This window comes from Planococcus soli (assembly GCF_016881065.1).
GTDB lineage: Bacteria > Bacillota > Bacilli > Bacillales_A > Planococcaceae > Planococcus > Planococcus soli.
In genome coordinates, this window is sequence record NZ_WXYN01000008.1 from 40,901 (window position 1) to 66,744 (window position 25,844).

Sequence of the window (25,844 nt, forward strand, 5' to 3'; positions counted from 1 at the left end):
AAGAAAAAAAGGGATGGCATTATAGATATAGATGACGATTATTGATTTTCACGATAAAACTAAGAGGAATTTTCGGATGAAAGCCTGGCTTTTCATCCCGTAATGAAAGGATTGAAACTTGAATATGAAAGAGAATTTTTGGCGTGATTTGCCGAAGCCGTTTTTTGTGTTGGCGCCAATGGAAGATGTTACGAATGTCGTGTTTCGCCATGTAGTGGCTGAAGCGGCAAGACCGGATGTATTTTTTACCGAGTTTACGAATACAGAAAGCTATTGTCACCCCGAAGCGGTTTTCAGTGTACGTGGACGTTTGACGTTTACAGAAGACGAACAGCCGATGGTGGCTCACATATGGGGAAACAAGCCTGAGCATTTCCGTGAAATGAGTATTGGAATGGCGAAGCAGGGCTTTAAAGGAGTCGACATCAACATGGGGTGTCCGGTGCCGAATGTCGCAGCCAAAGGAAAAGGAAGCGGATTGATCCGCTACCCCGACAATGCGGCTGAGATTATTCAAGCAGCAAAAGCGGGTGGATTGCCTGTCAGTGTCAAGACGCGCCTCGGCTACACGGATGTGGACGAGTGGAAAGGCTGGCTGACTCATGTATTGGAGCAGGACATCGCCAATCTGTCGATCCACTTGCGCACCAAAAAAGAAATGAGTGCTGTCCCTGCACACTGGGAACTCATTCCGGAAATCAAAAAACTCCGGGACGAAATAGCGCCGGATACACTTTTGACGATCAATGGGGATATCCCGGATCGCCAGGCAGGGCAAGAGCTTGCCGATAAATACGGCATCGATGGCGTCATGATCGGAAGAGGGATTTTCCACAATCCGTTTGCCTTTGAATTAGAACCGAGAGAACACAGCAGCAAAGAATTGTTTGATCTGTTGAGGCTGCACCTGGATCTTCACGACAAATATTCTACAGACATCGAACCGATTTCATTCAAACCGCTTCGCCGTTTCTTTAAAATCTATGTCCGCGGCGTCCGCGGGGTTGGGGAATTGAGAAATCAATTGATGTATACAGAAACGACGGATGAAGTGCGTGCTTTGCTTAATGACTTCGAGGCTTCTCTGGAAGAAGAGAATTTGGTGCAAGCTGCAGAACACAGTTGAGCTTTGAATAATCCTAAAAATAGTTCTTGACAAAGACTTCCCATCAATTCAATGAATTGATGGGAAGTCTTTTTACAGCTTAAGGAATTTCTTGCGTTTTTTTGGGTATAAAATTACAATAAAAGCAAAAAAACTTGCTACGAGAATTGAAAAAATAAAAAGAGCTGATGATAAAAGGAGGGCAAGAACAAATAGAAGGAAATAGGAAAGGAGTAAAGCTTGTTTAAAAGAGTCTACAGGCAGGTTTCCAGTTTCGCCTTCGTGAAAACTTCTTAGATAAAATGACGCAGCTGTCCGGATGAAAAAGATCATATCACTTTCTGAATGCCAGGCACTCTCGCTTTAATGTAACGGGTGAAAACAAGTCTTTCGGAAATCTATTCAGGTCAGAGGAGTGGGTTTTGATGAAGAAATATTTGGCAGAGTTTATCGGCACCTTTATTTTGGTGTTTTTAGGTACGGGCGCAGCAGTTGTTTTGGGAGGATATACAGGAGGGACAGACACAGGATTTCTCGGCGTGTTGGCCATTGCATTTGCTTTTGGCCTATCAATTGTAGCGGGTGCGTATGCCATCGGCCACATTTCAGGGTGCCATGTCAATCCGGCAGTTTCACTGGCTGTGCTGATGTCCGGCAATCTAACTATTAAAGAGTTTGGTGGGTATGTAGCCGCGCAAGTGTTAGGGGCATTGGCCGGAAGTTCGGTTCTTGCTTTTGTCAACGCCAATTCGACGAGCTTGGAAGGATTTGGTGCAAATGGTTATGGAGAGTTGAGTGCAGTGGGATTAAATCTGACAGGAGCGCTTGTCGTTGAAGTAATCCTTACATTCATCTTTGTCCTGGCCATTCTTGGTGTGACTTCAAGCAGGGCAACTTCTCACATGGGAGGAATTGTCATCGGCTTAACATTGACATTGGTTCACATTATCGGCATCCCGCTGACCGGCACTTCGGTAAATCCGGCGAGAAGTTTGGCTCCGGCTATTTTTGCTGGCAGTGATGCACTCGCTCAAGTCTGGGTATTCATTGTCGCTCCTTTGATCGGAGCAGCTCTGGCAGCCCTTGTTTTTAAATCGTTCTTTGTTGTAAAAGAAGAAACAGGAATCGAAGTAGCTGGAGAGTCCGATATGGACAGAGCCGGAAAATAACTAAAAGACTGCTTCCCATTAAAATGGGGGGCAGTTTTTTTCTTTGGCCACAGGTTGTATTAGTCCGTGAAGACTTATTTTAATTTTTGTTTACTTTGTTCTTATGAAAGAATATAAGAATAAAAATAGAAAAACCCTAATTAACAAACTATTCTGTATTCTCTATTGCTTTCCATTGAAAGCGCTTTTATAATGAAGTTAATATCAAATGTGCTGAATAAGAACATATGTAAAAGCTAAGACTTTCCAACTCCCAGACACTGAATGCCATCATTGCCCTACATATGCCGAGCTGCCGCTTTTTGTCGAAACAGCACAAAAGAGACCAGGAAAGGAGAGTGGCTAATGAGAATAGAAGAAGAGCTGGCGATTATAGAACTGGAAGCAGATTCAAAAGAACAAGTTTTGCAGCTGTTGGGAAGCCGACTAATCGACCAAGGCTATGTCAAGGAAGGCTTTATCGAGAGCATACTCAAAAGAGAAGTGGCCTATCCGACGGGGTTGCCGACTGAGCCCTATGGTGTGGCGATTCCGCATACCGATGGCGACATGGTGCATCGATCAACTGTCGCTTTTGCCAGCTTGAAGAACCCCGTGCAGTTTCTGATGATGGGAACAGACGACAAGCTGGTGGATGTGCAGCTGATTTTTATGCTCGCGTTAAAGAATCCGGATGACCAACTTGAAATGCTGCAGAAGTTAATGGGACTGATCCAGGACCCGGAAATGGTCTCGAAGCTGGTCCGGATCGAAAGTGTTGGAGCACTGAATGAGTTAGTAGCAGGCAAAGTATAAAATCACTGAAAAACCGCTTGAATAGCCCTTTTCTTTCGATAAATACAACAAAAATCGAGGAGTGAAGTTGATGGGATTCCTGCAATGGTTTGTAGATCTTGGTGCTTCTGTTTTGCTTCCAATTTTAATTTTTATCTTTGCACTGGTACTGGGCACCAAACCGGGCAAAGCACTTCGGGCCGGCATCATTGTCGGGATTGGGTTTGTCGGGATCAACCTGGTCATCGGGTTGCTGGTTTCGAGCTTGGGACCAGCCGCTCAGTCGATGGTCGATAATTTCGGATTTGAGTTAAACACCATCGACGTAGGCTGGCCAGCTGCTTCTGCAATTTCTTACGGCACGTCTTTGGGGAGTTTGGCCATTCCGCTGGGAGTTGGTGTCAATTTACTGTTGCTGACTTTTGGCTTGACCAAAACGCTGAACGTCGACATTTGGAATTTTTGGCACGTGGCATTCACCGGCTCCTTGGTCTACGCATTGACTTCGGATTTTTGGCTGGGGGTCTTGACCATCATTGTTCACTTGCTGCTACTTTATTTGATGGCAGACGTCTTGGCCAAGCATATCGAGAAATTTTACGGGTTCCAGAACATCACCTTTCCACATGGAACTTCGGCGCCGTCCGCTTTTGTGGCGATGCCGATGAACTGGGTTTTTGACCGGATTCCAGGATTCAACAAGCTGGAAGCCGATCCGGAATCGATCCAAAAAAGACTGGGGATTTTGGGCGACTCCACCATCATTGGCGTATTGATCGGGATCCTGATCGGGGTGTTGGCAGGATACGACATCCCAGGCATCCTGCAACTGTCTATTCAGACTGGTGCCGTCATGGTTCTGCTTCCAAGAATGGTTGCCTTGTTGATGGAAGGGTTGATACCGGTTTCGGAGGCGGCTGGCGAGTTTGTCAAAAAACGTTTCCCGGGAAGAGACCTCTACATCGGCATGGACAGCGCTTTGGCGATTGGCCATCCGGCTGTGCTGTCTTCCGCGTTGCTGATAGTGCCGATCACCATTTTTATGGCCGTCCTGCTGCCGGGAAATTCCGTTCTGCCGTTTGCAGACCTTGCCTCCATCCCCTTCCTGATCTGCTTAATGGTACCGATATTCAGAGGGAATATCATCCGGACGGTAATTGGCGGATCGATTTATATCGGCGTTGGTTTCTATATCGCTACATGGATTGCGCCCCTCTTTACGGACGCTGCCATTGCATCGAATTTCGAGATGGGCGAGAACACCAGTATTTCGTCCTTGATCGATGGAGCGGTTTGGACAACTTTTATCTTTGTTTGGATTCCTAAAATTCTCAGCTGGTACGGCATGATAGGGTTGGGGTTATTGATCTTGTTCGGACTGATTTACCAGAATAAAATCAAGCCGAAACGCCAGAAACAGACAGCAACAGGAGAGGGAGAGGACATTAAATGAAAAAATTATTGATTATGTGCGGCACAGGCATTGCCACTTCGACTGTGGTCAAAGGAAAAGTCGAACAATGGCTGAAAGATAATAACTTGAGCCAGGAAGTGAAAATTTACCAGTCGAAAGTCAGTGATGAAATCGGCCGGATTGACGAATACGATGTTGTGCTGTCGACCACTTTGGTGCCGAATAACATAAAAGACAAAGTGATTGATGGAGTGCCGCTGTTGACTGGCATCGGCGTTGATGCCATGTATGAGAAAGTGCTGGCGGAAATCAAACGCGAGTAACGAATAGTGCTCAAAAGAAAAACCAGCCGTTTGTGAAATCAATCGATTTCACAAACGGCTGGTTTTATTATTGGTTTTATAGATCTTCTCCACGTGTCTCAATCACTTTTTTGTACCAGTGAAACGACAGCTTTTTCTTGCGGTTCAGTCCATCCTTATGGTCGACATAAATAAAGCCATATTGCTTTTTATAGCCGTTTAGCCAGCTCAGCAAATCGATAGCCGACCAGGCATAATAGCCTTTCAGGTTGATGCCTTGGCTTATGGCGAGTTTGATGACTTTTAAATGTTCTTCAATGTATTTAATGCGCGGAACATCGACGATTTCGCCGTCGATGATCGGGTCTTCATCGCCGAGCCCATTTTCAGTAACATACATTTTGATGTCGCCGTAACGCGCTTTTAACATATGCAGTCCATCCAAAAATCCTTGAGGCGAGATTTCCCAGCCCCATTTGGTATAAGTTTTATCATCCATTTTGACGGTCCGGTAGTAGCCGTCAAAAGAAGGGCTGCCGGGTACCAGTGTGGAGCTTTCTCTTGAATGCTCTATGGACGAAACCGCTTCGAAGTTTTTTTCCACACGGACCGGCTGGTAATAGTTGAGGCCGATAAAATCATTGTTGTCGGCATTTCTTCTCAAGGTGTCCAGCTCTTCGTCGGTCCAGTCGGGTGTCCAGCCTTTTTCCTCCAGCTGCTTGACGACGTACGGCGGGTATTCTCCTTTTAAAATCGGATCGTAATACCAGAACGTTTCATATTCATTGGCGTGCTGGGCAGCTTCTAAATTGCTTTCGTTGCCGTCGACGCTGTAAGCCGGAAGGAATACATGGGTAATGCCGATTTCACCGTATTGCTTAAGCTTCTTATAAGCTTCGACAGCCTTGGCATGCGCGTAGAAAACATTATGCGTGGCTTGGAAGTATTTCTTTTCATTGTTCTGGATGCCGGGTGGATGAGCGCCTTTTAAATAGCCCAATCCACAGAACATGACGGTTTCATTGAACGTGATCCAATGCTTGACACGGTCGCCGAACGATTGGAAACAGATTTTCGCATATTTGACGAATGCTTCGGCTGTCCGCTTGCTGGTCCAGCCGCCATCTTCTTCCAGTGCCAGCGGCAAATCCCAGTGATATAATGTAACAAAAGGAACGATGCCGTATTTCAGGCATTCGTCGATCAGGTTGTTGTAAAATTCCAGGCCTTTTTCATTCACTTCGCCATCACCGTCAGGCAAAATGCGCGCCCATGAAACGGAAAAACGGTACGATTCAAGGCCCATCTCAGCCATTAATCGGACATCTTCCTTGTAGCGGTGGTAATGATCGACGGCGATGTCGCCATTTGTTCCTTCAAAAGTTTTACCGGGAATCTTGGAAAAGACGTCCCAGTTAGTAGGGCCTTTGCCGTCCTCATTGGCGGCACCTTCTACTTGGTAGGAAGCAGAAGCTGCGCCGAACAAAAAGTCATGCGGAAATTTAGTTTGAATCTCGTTATTTTTCATGTTGCACAACCTCCATCTGCATTTGCTACTTTACAGTATAGCAGGCGAGTGCCGGGAGACATATCCCATAACATGAACGAATAGTGAGCAGGATGATTCAGAGTGGTTATTGGGTGATAAGGTTCAAGATAAGAGACTAAACGATTTTTATTTGCTTCTTTAGACACAGAAAAGACAAAAAGAATTGATTAGAAGGTATGAAAAGGGGAATACTGAAGAAAATGAAGCTTTTGTCATTTAAGGCGGAGGTAAAAAGAAATGAAGAATGTAGAAGAAGCAAAGCGGTTGCTTATTGCCGAGAAACTCAAGCATTACAACGAACGTTTGGCAGACATGGAGCGCGATTTGCAGTTTTTTTATGAAGAGTCAAAAGATGATAAAGAGTCTCTGGAAATTATTGTGGACCTGCAGGATAAGGTCAAGCAATTAAAAGCTATAAAGAATAGGGAAAACCACGAGACAGTCATATAAGCTGTCTTTTTTGCAGTTTATTTGCAAGCCTGATGGACTCGAAAATATGTGCTATTATTAGAATTGGATTTAATGTGGATAGACATCAATATGGGAAGTCAACAGGAGGCAAATAGAATGGATAACAATGATTTATTGATCCGGCTGCGCTATGCGCTGGACATAAAAAACAAAGATATGGTCGAGATTTTCAAGCTGGGCGGCGTGGAACTGAGCAAAGAAGAAGTGCTGAAAGTGCTGACGAAAACGCCGGAAAGCGACGAAGAAGACGATAACAGCATCTGGGCTGAGCCGGTTAACGAAGACTACATCAAAGCGGACGACCATTTGTTTGAGTCGTTTTTGAATGGCCTGATCATTTTCAAAAGAGGCCGTCAGGAGCCTAAACCCGGGCAGCCTGAGATTCCAGCCTTGACGAACGAACGCTCAAACAACCTGCTGTTGAAAAAGGTGAAAATCGCTTTGCAGCTGAACAGTGAAGATGTCCTGGAAATTTGGGATTTAGCCGGCGTTACCGTAACAAGAGGGGAACTTGGCGCATTGCTGCGAAAAGTGGGCCACAAAAATTACAAAGAATGCGGCGATCGCTACGCGCGCAACTTCCTTAAAGGACTGGCGATCAAATACAGAAAATAAAAGAGCGGTTCCACCTGTCGGATTGATCGGCAAGTGGACCTGCTTTTTTTGTGCAAAAAAGTTATAGAAAGTTGAAAAAATACAGATAATGTTAAAAGAGTGCTAGTGATAGCGCTTTCATTAATGAAAACTGAATTTATACTAAAGTAGTACTTAATTTATTCAAAGGGAGAGGGAAAAAAATGAGAAAGAGTTTAAAAAGTGTTCTGTTTCTGATGATGCTTGTGGTATTTGCCCTAGTAGCTGCCGGATGTAATAGCGACGCCAGTGGAGGAGGATCTTCGTCAGCTGTCGACGTAGGAATTGTATTGCCGACCAAGGACGAGCCAAGATGGGTTCAGGATGAACAGCGCTTTAAAGATGCATTGGCAGATTCAGATTATTCGACCGAAATTCTATTCAGCCAAGGATCTTCAGCAAAAGAAAAAGAAAATGTTGAAGCTTTGTTGAACAAAGGCATCAAGGTCCTGATCATTACTCCTCACGATGGGCCAGCAGCTGCAGCAGCAGTGGAAGCGGCAAAAGCAGAAGATGTGACCATCATTGCCTACGATCGTTTGATCACAGACACGGATGCAGTCGATTATTACGTGACATTTGACAGTTTGGCAGTGGGAGCGGCTCAGGCACAGTACCTGGTCGACAATGCTGAAGGCACGGATATTCCTCTTTACTTGTATGCAGGAGCTTCTTCAGATAACAATGCCTTCCTGTTCTTCCAGGGAGCATGGGAAGTGCTTCAGCCGAAAATCGCGGATGGCACGTTTAAAGTAGCCAACTCCAGCGAAGCGGAAGCATTAAAAGATACGAAAGAACTTTCACGTGAGCAATTGAGCCAAATCATCGGCCAGGTTACGACCAACTGGGACCCGAATGAATCCAAAAACAAAGCACAAACACATTTGACTTCTGTAGGGGATGACATGAAAGGCGATGTAGCAGTTCTTGCCCCGAATGATGGGACGGCTCGTTCGATCGCAGATGTATTCGCTTCAGATGGTGCGGTATCCAGCTATTTGATTACTGGACAAGATGCAGAGAAAGCATCGATCCAGTACATCATTGACGAAAAGCAATCCATGACGGTCTTTAAAGATGTTCGTTCATTGGTTACAGATGCAATGGGTATGGCAGTTGAAGTATTGGACGGCAATACACCTGAAACGACTGGAACTTATGACAATGGATCGGTAGAAGTAAAAGCGAAACAGACACCGGTCATTGTTGTCGACCAGGAAAACGTTAAAGCTGAATTGATCGATTCCGAGTATTACGAAGCAAGTGAGTTTACAGGGCTAGAGTAAAAGTACGACGAAGCGGAAAAATAGTGATAGAACTTCTATCGCTGTTCTTCCGTTTCACTCGTATTTAAAGCAGGGAGGCAATTGCATGAATGATTATATTTTGGAAATGAACAATATCACCAAAGAGTTTCCAGGCGTAAAGGCCCTCTCCGATGTCAGCTTTAAAGTCGAAAAGGGAGAAATCCACTGCCTGATTGGTGAAAATGGAGCTGGAAAATCCACTTTGATGAAAGTTCTGAGTGGTGTTTACCCTTACGGAACATATAAAGGAGACATCGTTTTCGAAGGAGAGGTACAGCAGTTCAACGAAATCAATGACAGTGTCCGGGCCGGAATCGGCATCATCTACCAAGAGCTTGCCCTGTTCCCGGATTTGACTGTATACGAAAACATTTTTGCGGGCAACGAAATCAAAAAAGGGCCTTTTGTCGACTGGAATGAAACCGTCGTTCAAGCGACTCGCATGCTGAAAAAAGTAAAACTGAATGTCACGCCGGAAACCTTGATCAAGGATCTCGGCGTCGGAAAACAGCAGCTGGTTGAAATCGCCAAAGCCCTCAGCAAAGACGTGAAACTGCTGATTCTCGATGAACCGACGGCTGCCTTGAACGAAAATGACAGCGAAAATTTATTGGATTTATTGAAGGAACTGAAAAGCCAGGGCATCAGCTGCATCATGATTTCACATAAATTGAAAGAAGTGATTTCGATAGCTGACAAAGCCACGGTGCTGCGGGATGGCAAGACGATCTGCACGCTGGATGCGCAAAAAGGTGAAATCACTGAAAGCATCATCATCAAAAATATGGTCGGCCGTGAAATTGAAGACATCTATCCGAAACGGCCGGACAAGAAAATCGGCGAAACGGTGTTAAAGCTGACAGATTGGTCTGCCTACGACACGCAACTGGGCCGAAAAGTGGCAAAGAACATCAACCTGGAAGTGAAAAAAGGAGAAATCGTTGGCATTGCAGGTCTCATGGGATCTGGCCGGACAGAGCTGGCACTCAGCATCTTCGGCAATCCTAAAAACTACAAGCTCGCAGGAGAGCTGGAAGTACACGGGGAAAAGAAAAACTTCAAGCACACCAGCGATGCCATCAAAGCGGGCATTGCCTATGTGACGGAAGACCGCAAAGGCGACGGCCTGTTTCTGATACAGGACATCAAAATCAATGTCTCGGCTGCCCACATGAAAGGCATTTCCAAAAAAGGCATCCTGAACTTGAACGAAGAAGTGAAAGTCGGAACAGATTATAAAAAATCGCTCAACATCAAAGCCAGCTCACTTGAACAAGTTGTCGGCAAATTGAGCGGCGGAAACCAGCAGAAAGTCTCGCTCGGCAAATGGCTGTTCACAGGACCGAGAATTCTCATCCTCGATGAACCCACCCGCGGGATTGATGTTGGAGCAAAATTCGAAATCTATACCATCATGAACGAACTGATCAAAGAAGGGCTCAGCATCATCATGATTTCCTCGGAACTTGGCGAGATTATGGGGATGAGCGACCGCATCTACGTCATGGCTGAAGGTGCGGTAAAAGGCGAATTGGCAATTGAAGAAACGACTCAAGAGACCATTATGGAGCTCGCGACGCAATAGGAGGCAGTCACAATGAATCTATTTACGGAAGCCAAATCCATCGTAAAACTAAATATCCGCGATTACGGCATGTACATCGCGTTGATCGTCATCATGCTGACATTTACAATCATGACTGATGGCCTGTTCATCTCTTCCCGGAACATCAGCAACTTGCTTGACTCGGCAGGCTATATTGCTGTCCTCGCTGTCGGCATGACGTTGGTCATCGTTATCCGCCACATCGATTTATCCGTAGGTTTTGTTGCCGGCTTTTTAGGGGCTGTCGCGGCCATCTTCATGACGCAGCTTGGTTTTTCCATTTGGATCACCATTCCCGTCATTTTGCTGTTTGGGATTTTGATCGGCTGCTTCAATGGGTTTTTGATTGCGCAGCTTGGAATCCCGGCTTTTGTAGCAACACTGGCGGGCATGCTCATTTTCCGTGGAGCTTTGCTGAACGTCACGGAAGATACCGGAACAATCATCATCAACAATGATCAATTCAATGCCATCGGCAACGGTTTTATTCCTTCACTGATGCTGGTCAACGGCCTTCACCTGCTTTCTTTGCTGGTCGGCGTTGCAGCCATCATCTTATACATCTACAGTGAAATTTCCACTCGGAAAAATAAAATGACTTATGGGTTTGACGTCATGTCGAGCGGCATTTTCCTCATCAAGCTTTTGCTGGTTTCTTTGATTATTGCCTACATTACCTGGATTTTAGCAGGCTATAACGGATTTTCATGGACCATGGTCATTATGCTGCTGGTCGTGGTCATCTATCATTTCCTGACGACAAAGACCGTGTTAGGGCGCAATATTTACGCAGTCGGCAGTAATCCGGAAGCAGCGCATTTAAGCGGTATTAATGTGAAGAAAATCACTTATATCGTGTTCGGCTCTATGGGCATGCTGGCAGCTTTGTCCGGATTGCTGTTTACTTCACGTCTTCAGTCGGCAACAACTACGGCCGGTACTTTGTTCGAGTTGGACGCCATTGCAGCTGCTTATGTGGGCGGCGTTTCTTCAGCAGGTGGTGTGGGACGTGTCACAGGAGCCATTATCGGGGCTGTGGTTATGGCTTGCTTATCGAGCGGGATGAACCTTTTGGGCACCGGAATTTCCTATCAATACATGATTCGCGGCGGCGTTTTGGCGGCGGCTGTGATATTTGATGTAATGACGCGCCGTCAGCGTGCTTAGGCGGGTTTGAGAGCAAAGAAAATAGAGCGGCATCTCCTTTTTGGGAGATGCTTTTTGCTCATCTGGTGACATATTGTGAATTTTCAGCCAAGTGGTAAGATGGAAAGAGTTCACTACCGAAAAGGAGCCAAATCCCGTGAGAAAAAAAGTCATAATCGTCCTTTGCTCCCTCTGTGCAGTTCTTGGATTTTTCACCTTATGGTCGGCAGAAGGCGCGTTTCGATCCGACTGGCAATTGCCTGCCGCAGTTCCGGCGGATGAAGAAAGCTACCGGCTTGTACTAATCACGCAAGAGCTGGAAACGCCTTTCTGGGAAAAAGTTGGAGCAGGAGCCGCAGCGCAAGCCGAACAGGAAGGAGTGATTTTGGATGTTTGGGGAAGCTATGGTAATAACCGTGAAGATTTTTTAAAGCAGATCGAAATCGCTCTGCATTCCAAAGTGGATGGCGTGATCGTGCAAGGGCTGGATACGGATGAGTTTAAGGCGTTGACGAAAGAGAAAGCGGCGTTTTATGGCATTCCTGTTATTACGGTTGCCAATGACGTACCGGTAGAAGAGAGTTTGCGCAAAACTTTTGTAGGATCTGACCATTATGCTGCCGGAAAAATGCTGGCAGAACAATTGGTTAAGGAGATGGGCGGGAGCGGGCAGGTCGTGGTGCTTGGCGATATCGAGCAGCAATACAGCCAACAGCAGCGGCTGCAGGGAGTGACGGAAAGTCTGGCGCAGCATGCCGATATTTCAACGGTTTATGCAGAAAGCGGAAAGTCGGATGAAGAAATCGTTGCTGCCACTCAAAATATCCTCAACCAGCACCCGGCTGTCGAGGCATTTATTGCCTTGAATGCCAATCATGTCGGACCGATGATGAAAGAAATCAGCAGACGCGCCCAATTAGAGCCATACTACCTTTATTCATTTGATGATGGATCCGAAACGGCGTCCCTGCTGGAACAAGGCAAGCTCGATGCAATGATTCAGCAGTCGCCCGAACAGATGGGTGAGCAAAGTGTTGAATTGATGATGCAATGGTTAAGAAATGAAGTGGTTCCTCTGGAATCTGCGGGATATACCACTGATATCCGCATCGTGAAAGGGGCGGAAGCTCAGCCATGAATACAATTCAGAAAAAGATCTGGATGCTTGCACTCGTGGTGTTGGTGATGATGATTGCCATATGGCTGACGCTGACCTTCTACAATCAAAAAATACAGACTCAATACAATGACATTTTGCAGCGCTACTTGGAGATGAATGAAATCACCAGTGAAAGCCAGCAGATGGTGACGGATTTGAATAATTACTTATTGATGCCCTCAGATGATACGCAATCTAGTCTGCAAGCCAGCAGAGAACGCCTTCTAGACGTTCAATCGACGGTCTATGGATTGCGGAATGTGGAAAATGAATTTGCATTGACAAATTACAGCCACCTTATCGGCAGTTTTATAGAAACAGTGGATCGATCCGTAAGTTTTCAAGAAGAGGGAGACACCGAAGCTTCCCTGACGGAATTTACGGAAGCTAACCGCATATCCATGTATATTTCAGAAATGACGCTAACCATTATTGATACAGAGTTGAAAACGTACGAAGGCTTTTACAGGGGAATCATCGAGCAATCGGCGGAATTAAAAAAACTGGGTGTCTGGCTGCTGCTGTTGATTACAGCGGCGCTATTGCTGTTTACGTACTTGTTCTCACTCAGCATCACTAAGCCGATCCATCAATTGACGAAAGCGGCGAACGAATTGGCGAAGGGCCGTTTTGATCAGACAATTTATGTGGATTCCAACGACGAAATTTCTTTTTTGGCTAAAACTTTTAATCATATGCGCCGGAATATCAATGGCATGATTTTGGAAATCCAGCAGAAAGCCCAATTGGAACGGGAGCTGCAGGACAGCAAGCTGCTGCTTCAGCAAAGCCAATTGCACAACCTGCAAAGCCAGATCAATCCTCATTTCCTCTTCAATACCTTGAATACTTTATCAAAAAAAGCCTACTTGGATGGCGCTGAAGAAACCAGCGACTTGCTGGTCAGTGTTGCCAGTTTGCTGCGCTATAACTTAAAGCGCATGGACCGTGCTGTGACGCTGGCTGAAGAAGAATTTGTCCTCCGCCAATACATGGAAATCCAGAAAGCGCGGTTCAGCGATCGGCTGCAGTTTTTTACGGAGCTGGATTCCGGCTGCTTAAATTTGCAGATTCCGGGCCTCACGCTGCAGCCGCTTATTGAAAATGCAGTGATTCATGCAATTGAACCGGAAGAAGATGGTGGCCATATATGGTTCCGCATCAAAGACCAACAAGATGAAGTATGGATTGAAATCGAGGATAACGGCAAAGGGATGAGTTCGGATAAGCGACAGCAGCTGCTCGAAGGTACAATTGTGCCCGCCGAAGGCCACTCGACCGGCATTGGTTTTGCCAATGTTGTTAAAAGGCTGCAGCTGTTTTATGGCAAGGATGATTTGGTGGCTGTAGAAAGTGAAATAGGACGAGGAACCAAAATTATTTTGAAATTACCGAAAGTCAGGGGGACAACTAACCATGATCAAGCTGTTGATAGTAGATGATGAGCCGATTGAACGGGACGGCATGCAGGCTATTTTGCAGCGCTCCTATAACGATTTTGATATCAAACAGGCGAGAAACGGCAAAATAGCGATTGACTTGGCGGAGTCCTGGAAACCAGACTGGATATTTATGGATATTATGATGCCGGGAATGACCGGGCTCGAAGCAATAGAAAAAATTCAGCTGGAAAATCGGGATATTCAATTCGTCATGGTCACGGCTTTCGACACGTTTGATTATGCCCGTCAGGCAATTAAGTTGGGTGTCAAAGATTATTTGCTGAAACCGAGCAAAGCCGGAGAAATCGTGGCGACGGTTGGCAAACTGTTGGAGCAGCGAGCCCGAAAAGAACAGGCTACCGCTGTTCAACACCAGCAGCAGGAAGACTTTCAAAAAGCTTTGGCTATTGTGGAAACCGATATCGTTACTCAATTGCTGTTCGACCATGTCCACGATGTCCATATCGAACTGCTCGTGGATTTATTGGAAATACCGGCGACTGCAGAAAAGTTCGTCATGACGGTGCTGGTGCCGGAAGGCTTGGAGAAATTTTACCCGCAAGTAAAAGAGAAAATTCGCCAAACTGAAAGTGCATGGATCGGGGCGTTGTATGGCCGCCAATTGCCTATCATCGTCTTTCGGAATAAAGAAAAGTCGTTTCGTTCCCAGGCAGTTTCGCTGGTGAAAGCAATCTTGTCGATTTCGGAAAACCGGCAGGATGGCTGGTTTGTCGGCGTGGGTCCGGTCTGTGAATCGTTGGAGGATATCCGGAATTCCTACCAGAAATCCCTGATCGCCACGATGGATTTGTCGCTGCCAGCAAGATACCGATTCTCCTCTGATGTTCCATCTCTTGAAAAAGCGGGCGATGCAGCTTTCGTCAAGCAGCAGGAGAAAAGGCTGTTCGATTTTATTCGGTTAGGAGAATGGGAGTCGATCGACCGCTTGGTGATGGACTTGATCCGGCGCTTCGAGCAGGAAGGAGCCAATATCCTGTGGACCCAGCAGCGAACACTTGAATTTTTATGGGTCACCGCGAGGGTTATGGGAGAAATGGGCATTGACGCCACGATCCCCTATTACACGATCCAAGCCAAAGATCATCGGCAGCTGCTTGGCGAAACACTTCAAGTGATCGAGGGATTAAAAAGGGTTTACCTGGAACATTATGACCGCCTTGAAGTGGATAAAATCCATCAGATCAAGCAGTATATTATGGATCATTCCCATGAAGACATTTCATTGGACGCGCTGGCGCGCAAAGTAGAGCTGAGTCCGATTTATCTGAGCAAGATGTTCAAAGAAAAACTGGGCATCAATTACATTGATTTCCTGACTTCCTGCCGTATGGACAAAGCAAAAAAACTATTGGGAGACCCGCAGAAAAGCTTAAAGGAAATCTCCTTTGAAATTGGTTACCATGAGCCGAATTATTTCAGCAAAGTGTTCAAAAAGATGAATGAGGTGTCTCCAAAGGAATACCGCCGGACACTTCTGACGGAAAGGAAAGATCACAGCGATGAATAAAAAAATTCATTTGGCTTTGTTTTTATTCATCAGTCTTTTGCTTGCTGCCTGCACAGCCGGCGTGCCTGCCAGCAAAGCCGTTCCCGAAAAAACACCGGTTGTGGATGAAGAGACCATCAAAATCGGATTTTCCATGGATACGCTAAAGGAGGAGCGCTGGCTGAAAGACCAGGCTTTGTTCAAGGAAGCAATAGAGGATTTGGGTGCCGAAGTGGAGATTGTGGCAGCCAACGGCGATGATGCGTTGCAGCTTACGCAGGCTGAAACGCTGATACAACAAGGCATCGACCTTTTGGTTATAGTGCCGCATAACGCAGAGGCGACAGCGGCAATCGTCCATACTGCGCACCGTGCCGGAATTCAGGTTATTGCTTATGACCGTCTGGTGAAAAATGCCGATATCGATCTATACGTATCATTCGATAACGAGCGAGTAGGCGAAATGCAGGCAACGGCGATTTTGGACCTGGTGCCAAAAGGGAATTACGTCTATATTGGAGGAGCAACGACCGACAATAATGTTCACCTGATAAAAAAAGGCGTATTTAATGTACTGCAGCCAGCCATCGATCGGGGAGACATTAAAATTGTCTACGACCAATGGACCGAAGACTGGTCGCCGGAAAAAGCATTTCTCAATATGACTGAAGCGCTCGCTGCGAACAACAATCAAATCGATGCGGTCATCGCTGCAAATGACGCGACTGCGGGCGGAGTTATTCAGGCATTGGAAGCACAAGGCTTAGCAGGGGAAATTCCGGTAGCGGGACAGGATGCAGAACTTGCAGCCGCACAGCGGATTGTCGGCGGAACACAGACAATGACCGTCTACAAACCCATCCAGACTTTAACCAAACAAGCAGCTGCTTTGGCTGTCAGGATGGCAAGAGGGGAAACCGTCACTACCGTTAGATCTGTTAACAACGGCAAGATCGATGTGCCATCCATTCTTCTGGCGCCGATTCCGGTAACGGCCGAGAATATGCGGGATACAGTTATTGCAGATGGCTTCCACACAGGAACGGATGTTTACGGAGCAGCAAATGAATAATGGGCAAATCGGCAATTCAGAAATTCTAAAGTACATATTTCCGAGCTGAACCGGCTTGTCGTGCAGCAGATTTTCAGTTTGAACCTTGTCCGGAATCGCCCGCTTTGTTTGCGAGCAGCTGCAATTCGCCGAGTGCTTGCTGCTGAATCTCAGGGTGTAAAAAAGATTGGTCCAGGAAGTTGCGCAAGTATTCTTCTTTGGCGCTCCTTGGCAGACCCGTTTGCTTGAGCAGCTGTCTGGCACTATAAAGAAACTCCAAGTATTGTTCATAGCTTTCGTCAAATTGCATTTGCAGCTCCTGTTTGATCTTTTTGGCGAGCATGGGGCTTGCGCCGGCTGTGGCAACAGCAATGCTCAATTTGCCTCTCTTAAAATGAGCGGGAAAATGGACATTGCCGGACTCAGCTTCACCCGAAGCATTCACCAGGCAATTGGACGGTGCGGCTTTTCGTGCAGCTGCATTGACGGTTGGGCTGTCTGTCGCGATAACCAGCATAAAAGCTTCTTCTGCATCTTGAGGCTCGAATTCTTTTTGCTTCCAAATAATTTTCTCTTCTTCAGCCCATAAATTTATTTCCTTTGTTACAGTGGGGCTGACGACGATTAGTTCAGCTCCACTATCCAGCAAAACATCCAGCTTTCGCTTGGCGATTTTTCCGCCGCCAACAACAACCACTTTTTTATCTTCCAAATCGATCATGATGGGAATGACAGTCATCTTCTTCGCCTCCTCAACTCTCCTAATACTATCAAATAAATCTGTTTCTGCGTTCAACTCACCGATTTTCGCATACCAAATAATTTTATTCTTCCGATCCTGGCATGCCGGCTTTTCCATTTGAAAAAATGAAAAAACTTTAAAACATAGTTTGACACTCGGAATAGTCTATTATATACTTTGTAAAATCAAATATTTCAAACAACTAACATCAAAATTGAATATGCGTTCTTATCAAGAGAGACGGAGGGATTGGCCCTTTGATGTCTCAGCAACCCTCCTTTAAGGAAACGGTGCTAACTCCAATAGGCTTTTACCAGCCTAGAAGATAAGAAGATTGTTTTGTTTTTTGGGACCTTCTTCTTAATTGAAGAGGGTCCTTTTCTTTTTGTTCGAACGCATTGGAAGTTTGGTTTCAGAACGGCTGCGAAGAAAACAGCAAAACACAAAACTAACCTTGGAGGTAATAACATGACAAGCAAAGCACACGGTGGAGATTTGGTAAACAGACAGGTGACAGGCACGGAAAGAGAAAAAGCATTAAAGAATGCCGAAACACTTTCCTCTCTATTCATTTCAGATTGGGCGATCTCGGATTTGGAACTGATCGGCATTGGCGGATTCAGCCCGTTGACTGGTTTCCTTGGACAAAAGGATTATGAAAGTGTGGTGCATACATCACGACTCAGCAATGGCACCGTTTGGAGCGTGCCGATCACGCTGTCTGTAACTGCGGAAGAAGCGGACAGCTACGAAGTCGGCGATGAAATAGCTTTGAAAGGCGAGGACGGCGCCATTTACGGAACCCTCCAGCTGACGGAAAAATACACGTACGATAAACAGTTGGAAGCGGAAAAAATTTACGGGACGACTGAGGAAGCGCACGCTGGCGTGAAAAAACTATATGAACGAGGCGATGTGTATCTCGCAGGGCCAATCACTTTATTGAATCGTCCTGATCACAGCGAGTTCGAGGAATTCCATCTGGATCCGGTTGAAACGCGCCAGCTGTTCCAGGAACTGGGCTGGAAAACGATTGTCGGCTTCCAAACGCGCAACCCGGTGCATCGCGCACATGAATATATTCAGAAAGCAGCCTTGGAAGTGGTCGACGGCCTCTTGCTGAACCCGCTCGTGGGTGAAACGAAATCCGATGACATTTCAGCGGCAGTGCGGATGGAAAGCTACCAGGTCATTTTAAAACATTATTATCCTGCAGACCGGGCGCGTCTGGCCATCTACCCTGCCGCAATGCGCTATGCGGGTCCGAAAGAAGCGGTTCTTCATGCCATTGTCCGCAAAAATTACGGCTGTACACATTTCATTGTCGGCCGCGATCATGCCGGTGTCGGCGATTATTACGGCACATACGAAGCGCAGGAATTCATCAGCCAGTTTGAAGATGAATTGGGCATTCAAATTTTCAAATTCGAGCATTCATTCTACTGCAATGCATGCGAAAACATGGCGACAGCTAAGACGTGTCCGCATACCGCAGAAAATCATGTTCATTTAAGCGGCACGAAAGTCCGTGAATTGCTTCGCAACGGGGAAAAGCCGCCGAAGCAGTTTTCCCGTCCGGAAGTGGCCGATGTGCTCATCAAAGGCTTGCGGGAGACCGTGATCAGTAACTAATTAGAGGATGGTTGCCCATGTCAGTCCAAATGATTTTTGTGCTCATTGTCATTGTCGCTATGGTCAGTGCTTTGCTTTTTGAAATTGCCCGTCCGGATATGATCGTATTTTCGGCATTGGTCGTGTTGCTGCTGTCCGGGATTTTAACGACCGAAGAAGCATTGCGTGGATTTTCCAATCCCGGAATGCTGACGATTGCCTTATTGTTCATCGTTGTCGGAACCGTACAAAAGCATGGCCTGATCGACCAGATGATGATTGGATGGCTGAATAAAGGCAAAAGCCTGAAAGGCTCATTATTTCGTATTTTTCTTCCGCTGCCGTTGATTTCGGCTTTCCTGAATAACACACCCATTGTGGTGACGTTGACGCCATTGTTGAAAAAATGGTGTGAAGAACGGAATATCGCGCCGTCCAAGGTGTTGATTCCTTTATCGTATGTCACGATTTTAGGAGGCACCATCACATTGATGGGCACTTCCACCAACCTGGTGGTGCACGGCATGCTGATCGATTATGGGCTTCCTGGGTTTTCCCTGTTTCAATTGGCGATTGTCGGCATTCCCATCACCATTGTCGGCTTGATTTACTTGTTTACGGTAGGCAACATGCTGTTGCCGGAAAACAAGGGCTTCAGCAAGCAGGTTACTGAAGATTCCCGGAAATACATTGCTGAAATGGTGGTGGAAGAAACGTTTCCGCACACCAACCAAACGGTCGAACAAGCAAAGCTGCGGGATTTAAAAGGATTGTACTTGATTGAAATCATTCGCGGTCAGACGCGGATTTCATCGGTCAGCTCCAAAACCATCATACAGTCGGGAGACCGGTTGATTTTTACAGGACTTATTGCGACCATTGCAGATCTGCAAAAAAGAAAAGGGCTGACCTTGAAGACCGGAACTGATTTGCAGCTGGAGGATTTAAAAAACGGCAACACGCAGTTGGCGGAAGCGGTTGTTTCCCATGAATCTTCGCTGCTGTCTAAAACAATTAAGCAATCTCAATTCCGTTCGCGCTATGATGCAGGCGTCATGGCAGTTCATCGCAATAACGAACGCATCAAAAGCAAAGTCGGCGATATCATCCTGCGTCCGGGCGACACCCTGCTGCTGCTCGCCGGAACCGGATTTGTGGAAAAGTACCAGCAATCCAATGACTTTTATGTAGTATCTTCTATGAAAACTCCCAAATCCTTAGAGGAAAGCCGCTTTGTCGGCTGGTTTTCCTTGCTGGTGTTATTGGGCGCCATCGCTCTCGTCATTGTCGGCTGGCTGACGATGTTCAAAGCCATGGCATTAGCGGTGCTGATTTTGCTGGTGACCAAGTCGGTTTCTATGGATGATGCAAAAAATGATGTGCAGTTTAATGTCCTGCTGCTGATTGCCAGCGCGTTTGGTGTAGGTGCTGCAATGACTAAAACCGGTCTGGCGCAATGGGCGGCGGACGGGCTGTTGGCAATTGGACAGCCGTTTGGACTGCTGGCGATCCTCATTTTAATTTATTTATTGACCAGCATTTTTACAGAATTGATCACCAATAGTGCTGCGGCAGTCCTTATGATCCCGATCGGCATTGAAATGGCCAGCAACCTGCAGCTCGACCCAATGGGCTTTGCCGTCATTATCACCATTGCAGCATCAGCCAGCTTTATTACACCCATCGGCTATCAGACCAACTTGATCGTCTACGGACCTGGCGGCTACAAATTCATGGATTATGTCAAAGTAGGCACACCGCTCAGTATTCTGGTTATGTCGGTGACCATCGGAATCGTTTACTATTACTGGTTTTAGGAGGAGAAAAAATGAGCAAATCAACCAACATCGTCTGGCATGAATCGAGTGTCACGAAACAGGATAGACAGAAATTGAATAATCACAAAAGTGGAGTCTTGTGGTTCACCGGATTATCAGGATCAGGGAAATCGACGGTTTCCGTAGCCTTGGAAAAAGAAATCCACTCACTTGGAATCCGTACGTATCTATTGGATGGCGACAATGTTCGCCACGGTTTGAATAAAAACCTGGGATTCAGCCCGGAAGACCGTACGGAAAATATCCGCCGAATCGGTGAAGTCGGCAAACTGATGAGTGATGCAGGTGTGTTAACCTTGTCCGCGTTCATCTCTCCATATCTGGAAGACCGCGATCAAGTTCGCGCCTTGCTTGAAGAAGGCGAATTTATCGAAGTCTATGTGAAGTGCAGTGTAGATACCTGTGAGACCCGAGATCCGAAAGGGCTTTATAAAAAAGCCAGAGCCGGTGAAATCAAAGGCTTTACAGGAATTGACGCACCGTACGAAGAACCCGTAAATCCCGAAATTATTATTGAAACCGACAAGCAGAGTTTGGAAGAGTCGGTACAAGTGATTATTGAGTATTTAAAGAAAACTGGCTACCTGGGCTAATGGAAAAACGTATTGATCCCCTAATCTTGCTTGAAATCAGCCTGTCTGCAGGCAAAGAAATTATGGCAGTTTACGGAAAAGAATTGGCAATCGAGACAAAAGCGGACGAGTCGCCGCTGACAATTGCCGATCAACGGTCGCATCAAGCGATTGAATTGGGGCTACAGAGGGCCTTTCCGGATATCCCGGTCCTGAGTGAAGAAGGCAGTGAAATCCCTTATAAAGAACGAAAAACGTGGAAGCGGTTTTGGCTGGTGGATCCGCTTGATGGCACGAAGGAGTTTATTAAACAGAACGGCGAGTTTACCGTCAATATTGCTTTAATAGAAGACAACTATCCGGTACTTGGTGCCATTTACGTACCGGCCACCGATGTTTTTTATTATGGGGAAGAAAACGGCGGTGCTTACAAAATAGCAGAAGCTTCAAAAGCGAAGTTCAAAAATACTGAGGCATTGGGTGAAAAAAGCACACCGCTGTCGGCCAGAAATGCTTCAGGAAAAATCACAGTCGTTACAAGCCGCTCCCATATGTCAGCAGAAACCGAAGACTTTATTGAAGCTTTGGAAGGCGACCAGGCGGTCGAACGTGTATCAGCCGGCAGTTCGCTGAAGTTCTGTCTGGTAGCGGAAGGAAAGGCTGATTATTATCCCCGCTTTGCGTCGACAATGGAGTGGGACACGGCAGCTGGGCAGGCAATTGTCGAAGCGGCAGGCGGTACAGTGCGATCCGCCAAAGATCAAAGCCGATTTTCCTATAACCAGGAAAGCCTAACGAATGAATGGTTTTTGGCAGCCGGATGGGATGAATAGGTTAGTGAATAAAGAAGGAGTAAATTACTGGAAACGAGTATTGTAAGTAAATGATATTTTCAGAATTTTATTGACAGGTATCTTCTATTGCTATAGTATTTATACAAATATTAAAACCTAGTAATCTTATAAGGTATTTCTTATCGTGAGAGGTGGAGGGACTGGCCCTTTGAAGCCTCGGCAACAGCTTTGGTCATTGACCGGGGATCATGTGCCAATTCCAGCAGGTCCCAATCGGATCTGGAAGATAAGAAGACAGGCAGCCGCAAACGCGCATTAGATCCCTCTCTTCTTGTTTTATATGGAAGAGAGGGATTTTTATTTAGATTTAGTTGCGGAGATTCCGCAGGTTGGCTTCAATCTCGACTCTTCTTTGGTAGGAGAGAAGAAGAAAACATTCATATTTTTAAAGGAGGAAGATAGGATGGGCCAAGCAGTTTCGTACGAGCAATTTACTGGAGATCCATTCAAGGATCTGGCACCAACCGATCTCTTGAAAGGTGCCGCTGATATTCTGCAATGGGCCTACGATTCCTACGGGGAAGATGTTGTGTATGCCTGCAGCTTCGGAGCGGAAGGCATGGTGTTGATCGATCTGATATCCAAAGTGAAGGGCGATGCGGAAGTGGTGTTCTTGGATACGGACGTCCACTTCGACCAAACCTATGAACTGATCGAACGCGTCAAAAAACGCTATCCGAACATGAATATCCGGATGAAAAAACCGGAATTGACTTTGCAGGAGCAAGCCAGCCAATTCGGCGATGAACTATGGAATAGCCAGCCGGACAAATGCTGCAACATCCGCAAAGTCAAACCGCTCGAACAAACCCTTTCTGGTGCGCAGGCCTGGATTTCCGGTTTGAGAAGAGAACAGTCGGCCAGCCGCAGCAAAACGGATTTCATCAATAAGGACAACCGGTTCAAATCGGTGAAGATTTGCCCGCTGATCCACTGGACGTGGGACGATGTTTGGCAGTATATCCAATTGAACGGACTTGAATACAATATTTTGCACGACGAAGGCTATCCGAGCATCGGCTGCAAGCATTGTTCGTTCGCAGTGACGACTGATGGAGACAGCCGCGACGGAAGATGGAAAGGTTTTGCGAAAACGGAATGTGGCCTGCATACATAAATAGGCCGGCAAAGATGCGTATTAACGATCAGAAAATGAGGCAATCATCAGTTCTCTGGTTGAAAAAAGGAGTCTAGGAAGCTTATGAAAAAAGTTTATTTAGTTGGTGCAGGTCCAGGCGACCTTGATTTGATTACAGTGAAAGGGCTGAAAGCCATTCAAAAGGCCGATGTCATCCTTTATGATCGCTTAATAAACCAGGACTTGCTGGACGAAGCGAAAGAAAGTGCCCAACTGATTTATTGCGGCAAAAGACCTGACAACCATTCGTTGAAACAGCAAGAGATCAATGAACTGCTGTGCCGATTTGCGCTGCAGGGCAAGACCGTGACACGTCTGAAAGGCGGCGACCCTTTTGTTTTTGGAAGAGGCGGAGAAGAAGCGGAAGCATTGGTCGATCACAACATTCCATTTGAAATTGTGCCGGGCATCACGGCTGGCATTGCAGCACCTGCCTATGCCGGCATCCCGGTGACCCACCGCGATTACAGTGCATCTGTGGCATTTATTTCCGGGGTCAGCAAAGTGGGCGTCGATCAGGATGAATATTGGGAGCATGTCGTCAAAAGCATGGATACGCTGTGCATCTATATGGGTGTCAGTAAACTTCCGGAAATCTGTAGCCGATTGCTGCGCCATGGCTTGAAGCCGTCGACGCCGATTGCCTTGATTGAATGGGGAACGACCGAACGGCAGCGGACAGTGACGGGAACGCTTGAGGACATTATTCAAAACGCAAAAGGTTTCGAAAATCCTTCGATGATTGTGGTGGGAGAAGTAGTCCGTCTGAGAGACAAATTGCAATGGTACGAGCAGCTGCAGGACGAAAAGCAATTTCAGCTTGCCGCCCATGTAGGATGAGGAGATGGTGATATGCAGGCTGTATTATATGTAAGCCACGGGAGCCGCGTCAAAGAAACACGCCAGGAAGCGATGGCATTTATGGAGCAGGTGCACCAAAAAGTGGATGCGGCTCTTCATGAAACCTGTTTTTTGGAGTTGGCCAGTCCGGATATTGGCGAAGGGATCGACAGCCTTGCCGAGCAGGGCGCTACCGCAATTGCGGTTGTTCCGGTTCTCTTGCTAAGCGCTGGCCATTATTACGAGGACATCCCGGATGAAGTTAAAAAATCGGTGTTGCGTTATCCGGACATCCTCTTTACTTACGGAAAGCCACTTGGTGTCCAGGATCGCCTCGTAGAGATTTTAGCCGAGCGCCTGGAGGAAACTGGAGTGGAACGATTGCCTGAAGCGGAAATTCTGCTGGTCGGACGTGGTGGAAAAAGTTCGGAAATCACCCGCTCGGTCGAAGAGATTGCTGCAATACTGGCAGCGAAAGTCAAAGTGCCAAAAATCGATGTTTGTTATTTGGCTGCCAGTGCTCCGTCATTTGATGAAGGATTGCAAGCTTCAATCAACAGCGGCAGCAAGCAGATTTTCGTTGTCCCTTATCTGTGGTTCACAGGACTCTTGGTCAAATCAATGCAGAAGAAAGTCAACAGTTTCTCTACCGAAGAACAGCAAATTATATTATGCGGATATTTAGGCGATCATCCATCCATGGTGGATGCCCTCGCTGAGCGTGTCCATGAAGCGCTGCAAAACAAACAGCAGCCGGCATGGTGAAAGATAGAAGGAGAGATTGGATATGAATGGATTGGCCGGAAAGAAAATAGGTGTGGCAGCAGTCCGTGCCGCAAAAGAAATCAGTGTGCTGATTGAAAAGCAGTCAGGCACGCCTGTCATTCTTCCAATTCAGGGAAGGCAGCGGTTAAACGAAGACATCAGTGCACAGAACATCACGGACTTTTTAGCCGAAGATTTCGACTGGGCCATCTTCACGACCGGCATCGGAGCGAGAACATTAACAGATTCCGCGGAAGGCATCGGCCTTCAATCGCGTTACATCGATAAGTTGAAAGAAACCCAGTTAGCCGTCCGCGGCAGCAAAACGATGAAATGGATTAAAGAACATGGCTTAAACCCGGTTCACGTTTCAGAAGACGGAACAATGGACAATCTATTAACCGCTTTAGATGAAGAGTATAAAGGCAAAAGCCCGCAGCGAATCTTTTTGCAGGCTTACGATTTGGATGACCATAAGTTGAAGGGAATACTGGAGGAATATGGACATTCGGTTTACCTGTCCCGGCCGTATTCCTATGAAAAACCGGATGCCCTCGTAGTGGAGCAGCTGAAACAGTCCATCATCGAACAGTCTTTGGACGCCATTGTGTTTACCAGTAAAACGCAGGTCAAGAACATTTTTGCGGAACCGAATCAAGGAAAACAGCTGGTCGCAGCTTTCAACGACCGGGTGTTGGCAGTAGCGGTTGGCAAAGTCACGGCCAAAGAGCTGGAAAGTAATGGCATCGTCCAGGTGCTTCAGCCTGAACATCAGAAGATGGGGGCGATGATTGTAGCGATGGATCGCCATTATCGCCAGCAGGAAGCATAAAAATAAACTAATTTCGA

Annotated in this window: 24 protein-coding genes and 2 riboswitches; of the genes, 22 read left to right on the forward strand and 2 right to left on the reverse strand. The window is 46.5% G+C overall.

What is annotated here, in order from left to right:
- The first annotated feature begins 124 nt into the window (after nt 1–124).
- From GJB59_RS04015 to GJB59_RS04035, 5 genes are all read left to right on the forward strand, one after another.
- Nucleotides 125–1,126, forward strand: coding sequence for a tRNA dihydrouridine synthase (locus GJB59_RS04015; RefSeq protein WP_142829086.1), 1,002 nt, complete (start codon nt 125–127; stop codon nt 1,124–1,126).
- 401 nt (nt 1,127–1,527) lie between these two features.
- Nucleotides 1,528–2,274 (forward strand): aquaporin, encoded by a 747-nt coding sequence (locus GJB59_RS04020; protein ID WP_236015410.1) that lies wholly within the window; start codon nt 1,528–1,530, stop codon nt 2,272–2,274.
- A gap of 345 nt (nt 2,275–2,619) precedes the next feature.
- Nucleotides 2,620–3,069, forward strand: coding sequence for a PTS sugar transporter subunit IIA (locus GJB59_RS04025; protein ID WP_185960094.1), 450 nt, complete (start codon nt 2,620–2,622; stop codon nt 3,067–3,069).
- Between the two features lie 70 nt (nt 3,070–3,139).
- A complete protein-coding gene (locus tag GJB59_RS04030) occupies nt 3,140–4,501 on the forward strand; it encodes a PTS galactitol transporter subunit IIC (protein WP_203583262.1) in 1,362 nt (453 codons plus the stop codon).
- Nucleotides 4,498–4,785: a PTS sugar transporter subunit IIB gene (locus GJB59_RS04035; RefSeq protein WP_142829094.1), complete on the forward strand. Its 288-nt coding sequence runs from the start codon at nt 4,498–4,500 to the stop codon at nt 4,783–4,785. The genes GJB59_RS04030 and GJB59_RS04035 overlap by 4 nt, the downstream gene beginning before the upstream one ends.
- A 76-nt stretch (nt 4,786–4,861) precedes the next feature.
- Here GJB59_RS04035 and GJB59_RS04040 read toward each other — a convergent pair whose 3' ends face one another.
- Nucleotides 4,862–6,292, reverse strand: coding sequence for a GH1 family beta-glucosidase (locus GJB59_RS04040; protein ID WP_142829096.1), 1,431 nt, complete (start codon nt 6,290–6,292; stop codon nt 4,862–4,864).
- A 258-nt stretch (nt 6,293–6,550) separates the two neighbouring features.
- On the opposite strand from GJB59_RS04040, the gene GJB59_RS04045 reads away from it, so the two are divergent.
- From GJB59_RS04045 to xylF, 9 genes are all read left to right on the forward strand, one after another.
- On the forward strand, nt 6,551–6,763 hold the full coding sequence (locus GJB59_RS04045) for a hypothetical protein (protein ID WP_142829098.1): 213 nt from the start codon (nt 6,551–6,553) through the stop codon (nt 6,761–6,763).
- A 117-nt stretch (nt 6,764–6,880) separates the two neighbouring features.
- On the forward strand, nt 6,881–7,399 hold the full coding sequence (locus GJB59_RS04050) for a YehS family protein (protein ID WP_142829100.1): 519 nt from the start codon (nt 6,881–6,883) through the stop codon (nt 7,397–7,399).
- A 182-nt stretch (nt 7,400–7,581) separates the two neighbouring features.
- Complete coding sequence (locus tag GJB59_RS04055; RefSeq protein WP_142829102.1) at nt 7,582–8,703, forward strand: sugar ABC transporter substrate-binding protein; 1,122 nt, start codon at nt 7,582–7,584, stop codon at nt 8,701–8,703.
- An 85-nt stretch (nt 8,704–8,788) separates the two neighbouring features.
- Entirely contained in the window at nt 8,789–10,309 is a 1,521-nt protein-coding gene (locus GJB59_RS04060) for an ATP-binding cassette domain-containing protein (RefSeq protein ID WP_142829104.1), read from the forward strand.
- A 12-nt stretch (nt 10,310–10,321) separates the two neighbouring features.
- Nucleotides 10,322–11,497: a sugar ABC transporter permease gene (locus GJB59_RS04065; RefSeq protein ID WP_142829106.1), complete on the forward strand. Its 1,176-nt coding sequence runs from the start codon at nt 10,322–10,324 to the stop codon at nt 11,495–11,497.
- A 136-nt stretch (nt 11,498–11,633) separates the two neighbouring features.
- Nucleotides 11,634–12,614: a sugar ABC transporter substrate-binding protein gene (locus tag GJB59_RS04070; RefSeq protein ID WP_142829108.1), complete on the forward strand. Its 981-nt coding sequence runs from the start codon at nt 11,634–11,636 to the stop codon at nt 12,612–12,614.
- Nucleotides 12,611–14,077, forward strand: coding sequence for a sensor histidine kinase (locus GJB59_RS04075; RefSeq protein ID WP_142829110.1), 1,467 nt, complete (start codon nt 12,611–12,613; stop codon nt 14,075–14,077). The genes GJB59_RS04070 and GJB59_RS04075 overlap by 4 nt, the downstream gene beginning before the upstream one ends.
- Entirely contained in the window at nt 14,052–15,605 is a 1,554-nt protein-coding gene (locus GJB59_RS04080) for a response regulator (protein ID WP_142829112.1), read from the forward strand. The genes GJB59_RS04075 and GJB59_RS04080 overlap by 26 nt, the downstream gene beginning before the upstream one ends.
- The gene (gene xylF, locus GJB59_RS04085; protein ID WP_142829114.1) at nt 15,598–16,656 is read left to right on the forward strand and encodes a D-xylose ABC transporter substrate-binding protein; all 1,059 of its coding nucleotides are present in this window, start codon (nt 15,598–15,600) and stop codon (nt 16,654–16,656) included. Before GJB59_RS04080 ends, xylF begins: the two co-directional genes overlap by 8 nt.
- A 73-nt stretch (nt 16,657–16,729) precedes the next feature.
- On the opposite strand, the gene GJB59_RS04090 is transcribed toward xylF, so the two are convergent.
- Nucleotides 16,730–17,374 carry an NAD(P)-binding protein gene (locus GJB59_RS04090; RefSeq protein ID WP_185960095.1) on the reverse strand — a complete coding sequence of 215 codons (645 nt, stop codon included), beginning with the start codon at nt 17,372–17,374 and terminating at the stop codon, nt 16,730–16,732.
- A gap of 228 nt (nt 17,375–17,602) precedes the next feature.
- A riboswitch (SAM riboswitch) is annotated at nt 17,603–17,709 on the forward strand.
- Nucleotides 17,710–17,845: 136 nt separating this feature from the next.
- Here GJB59_RS04090 and sat point away from each other — a divergent pair.
- The 8 genes from sat (at nt 17,846) to GJB59_RS04130 (ending at nt 25,827) form a co-directional block, all read left to right on the forward strand.
- Nucleotides 17,846–19,009, forward strand: a complete 1,164-nt coding sequence (gene sat / locus GJB59_RS04095) for a sulfate adenylyltransferase (protein ID WP_142829118.1) — start codon at nt 17,846–17,848, stop codon at nt 19,007–19,009.
- A gap of 17 nt (nt 19,010–19,026) precedes the next feature.
- Nucleotides 19,027–20,805, forward strand: coding sequence for an SLC13 family permease (locus tag GJB59_RS04100; protein WP_142829120.1), 1,779 nt, complete (start codon nt 19,027–19,029; stop codon nt 20,803–20,805).
- An 11-nt stretch (nt 20,806–20,816) separates the two neighbouring features.
- On the forward strand, nt 20,817–21,419 hold the full coding sequence (gene cysC, locus GJB59_RS04105; RefSeq protein ID WP_142829122.1) for an adenylyl-sulfate kinase: 603 nt from the start codon (nt 20,817–20,819) through the stop codon (nt 21,417–21,419).
- Nucleotides 21,419–22,231, forward strand: coding sequence for a 3'(2'),5'-bisphosphate nucleotidase CysQ (gene cysQ, locus GJB59_RS04110; RefSeq protein ID WP_142829124.1), 813 nt, complete (start codon nt 21,419–21,421; stop codon nt 22,229–22,231). The genes cysC and cysQ overlap by 1 nt, the downstream gene beginning before the upstream one ends.
- A gap of 137 nt (nt 22,232–22,368) precedes the next feature.
- A riboswitch (SAM riboswitch) is annotated at nt 22,369–22,485 on the forward strand.
- Nucleotides 22,486–22,655: 170 nt separating this feature from the next.
- Nucleotides 22,656–23,369 (forward strand): phosphoadenylyl-sulfate reductase, encoded by a 714-nt coding sequence (locus GJB59_RS04115; protein ID WP_142829126.1) that lies wholly within the window; start codon nt 22,656–22,658, stop codon nt 23,367–23,369.
- A gap of 84 nt (nt 23,370–23,453) precedes the next feature.
- Nucleotides 23,454–24,230 carry a uroporphyrinogen-III C-methyltransferase gene (gene cobA, locus GJB59_RS04120; protein ID WP_142829128.1) on the forward strand — a complete coding sequence of 259 codons (777 nt, stop codon included), beginning with the start codon at nt 23,454–23,456 and terminating at the stop codon, nt 24,228–24,230.
- Between the two features lie 12 nt (nt 24,231–24,242).
- Nucleotides 24,243–24,995 (forward strand): sirohydrochlorin chelatase, encoded by a 753-nt coding sequence (locus tag GJB59_RS04125; RefSeq protein WP_142829130.1) that lies wholly within the window; start codon nt 24,243–24,245, stop codon nt 24,993–24,995.
- Nucleotides 24,996–25,017: 22 nt separating this feature from the next.
- Complete coding sequence (locus tag GJB59_RS04130) at nt 25,018–25,827, forward strand: uroporphyrinogen-III synthase (RefSeq protein ID WP_142829132.1); 810 nt, start codon at nt 25,018–25,020, stop codon at nt 25,825–25,827.
- The last annotated feature ends 17 nt before the right edge of the window (nt 25,828–25,844 follow it).

What these genes read in the sequence shown, in the direction of transcription:
- GJB59_RS04090 (WP_185960095.1), bottom strand. Translation starts at nt 17,374, where the DNA reads ATGACTGTCATTCCCATCATGATCGATTTGGAAGATAAAAAAGTGGTT.
- GJB59_RS04115 (WP_142829126.1), top strand. Translation starts at nt 22,656, where the DNA reads ATGGGCCAAGCAGTTTCGTACGAGCAATTTACTGGAGATCCATTCAAG.
- GJB59_RS04100 (WP_142829120.1), top strand. Translation starts at nt 19,027, where the DNA reads ATGTCAGTCCAAATGATTTTTGTGCTCATTGTCATTGTCGCTATGGTC.
- xylF (WP_142829114.1), top strand. Translation starts at nt 15,598, where the DNA reads ATGAATAAAAAAATTCATTTGGCTTTGTTTTTATTCATCAGTCTTTTG.
- GJB59_RS04130 (WP_142829132.1), top strand. Translation starts at nt 25,018, where the DNA reads ATGAATGGATTGGCCGGAAAGAAAATAGGTGTGGCAGCAGTCCGTGCC.
- cobA (WP_142829128.1), top strand. Translation starts at nt 23,454, where the DNA reads ATGAAAAAAGTTTATTTAGTTGGTGCAGGTCCAGGCGACCTTGATTTG.
- GJB59_RS04015 (WP_142829086.1), top strand. Translation starts at nt 125, where the DNA reads ATGAAAGAGAATTTTTGGCGTGATTTGCCGAAGCCGTTTTTTGTGTTG.
- cysC (WP_142829122.1), top strand. Translation starts at nt 20,817, where the DNA reads ATGAGCAAATCAACCAACATCGTCTGGCATGAATCGAGTGTCACGAAA.
- GJB59_RS04035 (WP_142829094.1), top strand. Translation starts at nt 4,498, where the DNA reads ATGAAAAAATTATTGATTATGTGCGGCACAGGCATTGCCACTTCGACT.
- GJB59_RS04030 (WP_203583262.1), top strand. Translation starts at nt 3,140, where the DNA reads ATGGGATTCCTGCAATGGTTTGTAGATCTTGGTGCTTCTGTTTTGCTT.
- sat (WP_142829118.1), top strand. Translation starts at nt 17,846, where the DNA reads ATGACAAGCAAAGCACACGGTGGAGATTTGGTAAACAGACAGGTGACA.
- GJB59_RS04040 (WP_142829096.1), bottom strand. Translation starts at nt 6,292, where the DNA reads ATGAAAAATAACGAGATTCAAACTAAATTTCCGCATGACTTTTTGTTC.
- GJB59_RS04045 (WP_142829098.1), top strand. Translation starts at nt 6,551, where the DNA reads ATGAAGAATGTAGAAGAAGCAAAGCGGTTGCTTATTGCCGAGAAACTC.
- GJB59_RS04125 (WP_142829130.1), top strand. Translation starts at nt 24,243, where the DNA reads ATGCAGGCTGTATTATATGTAAGCCACGGGAGCCGCGTCAAAGAAACA.
- GJB59_RS04060 (WP_142829104.1), top strand. Translation starts at nt 8,789, where the DNA reads ATGAATGATTATATTTTGGAAATGAACAATATCACCAAAGAGTTTCCA.
- GJB59_RS04065 (WP_142829106.1), top strand. Translation starts at nt 10,322, where the DNA reads ATGAATCTATTTACGGAAGCCAAATCCATCGTAAAACTAAATATCCGC.
- GJB59_RS04080 (WP_142829112.1), top strand. Translation starts at nt 14,052, where the DNA reads ATGATCAAGCTGTTGATAGTAGATGATGAGCCGATTGAACGGGACGGC.
- GJB59_RS04055 (WP_142829102.1), top strand. Translation starts at nt 7,582, where the DNA reads ATGAGAAAGAGTTTAAAAAGTGTTCTGTTTCTGATGATGCTTGTGGTA.
- cysQ (WP_142829124.1), top strand. Translation starts at nt 21,419, where the DNA reads ATGGAAAAACGTATTGATCCCCTAATCTTGCTTGAAATCAGCCTGTCT.
- GJB59_RS04050 (WP_142829100.1), top strand. Translation starts at nt 6,881, where the DNA reads ATGGATAACAATGATTTATTGATCCGGCTGCGCTATGCGCTGGACATA.
- GJB59_RS04025 (WP_185960094.1), top strand. Translation starts at nt 2,620, where the DNA reads ATGAGAATAGAAGAAGAGCTGGCGATTATAGAACTGGAAGCAGATTCA.
- GJB59_RS04075 (WP_142829110.1), top strand. Translation starts at nt 12,611, where the DNA reads ATGAATACAATTCAGAAAAAGATCTGGATGCTTGCACTCGTGGTGTTG.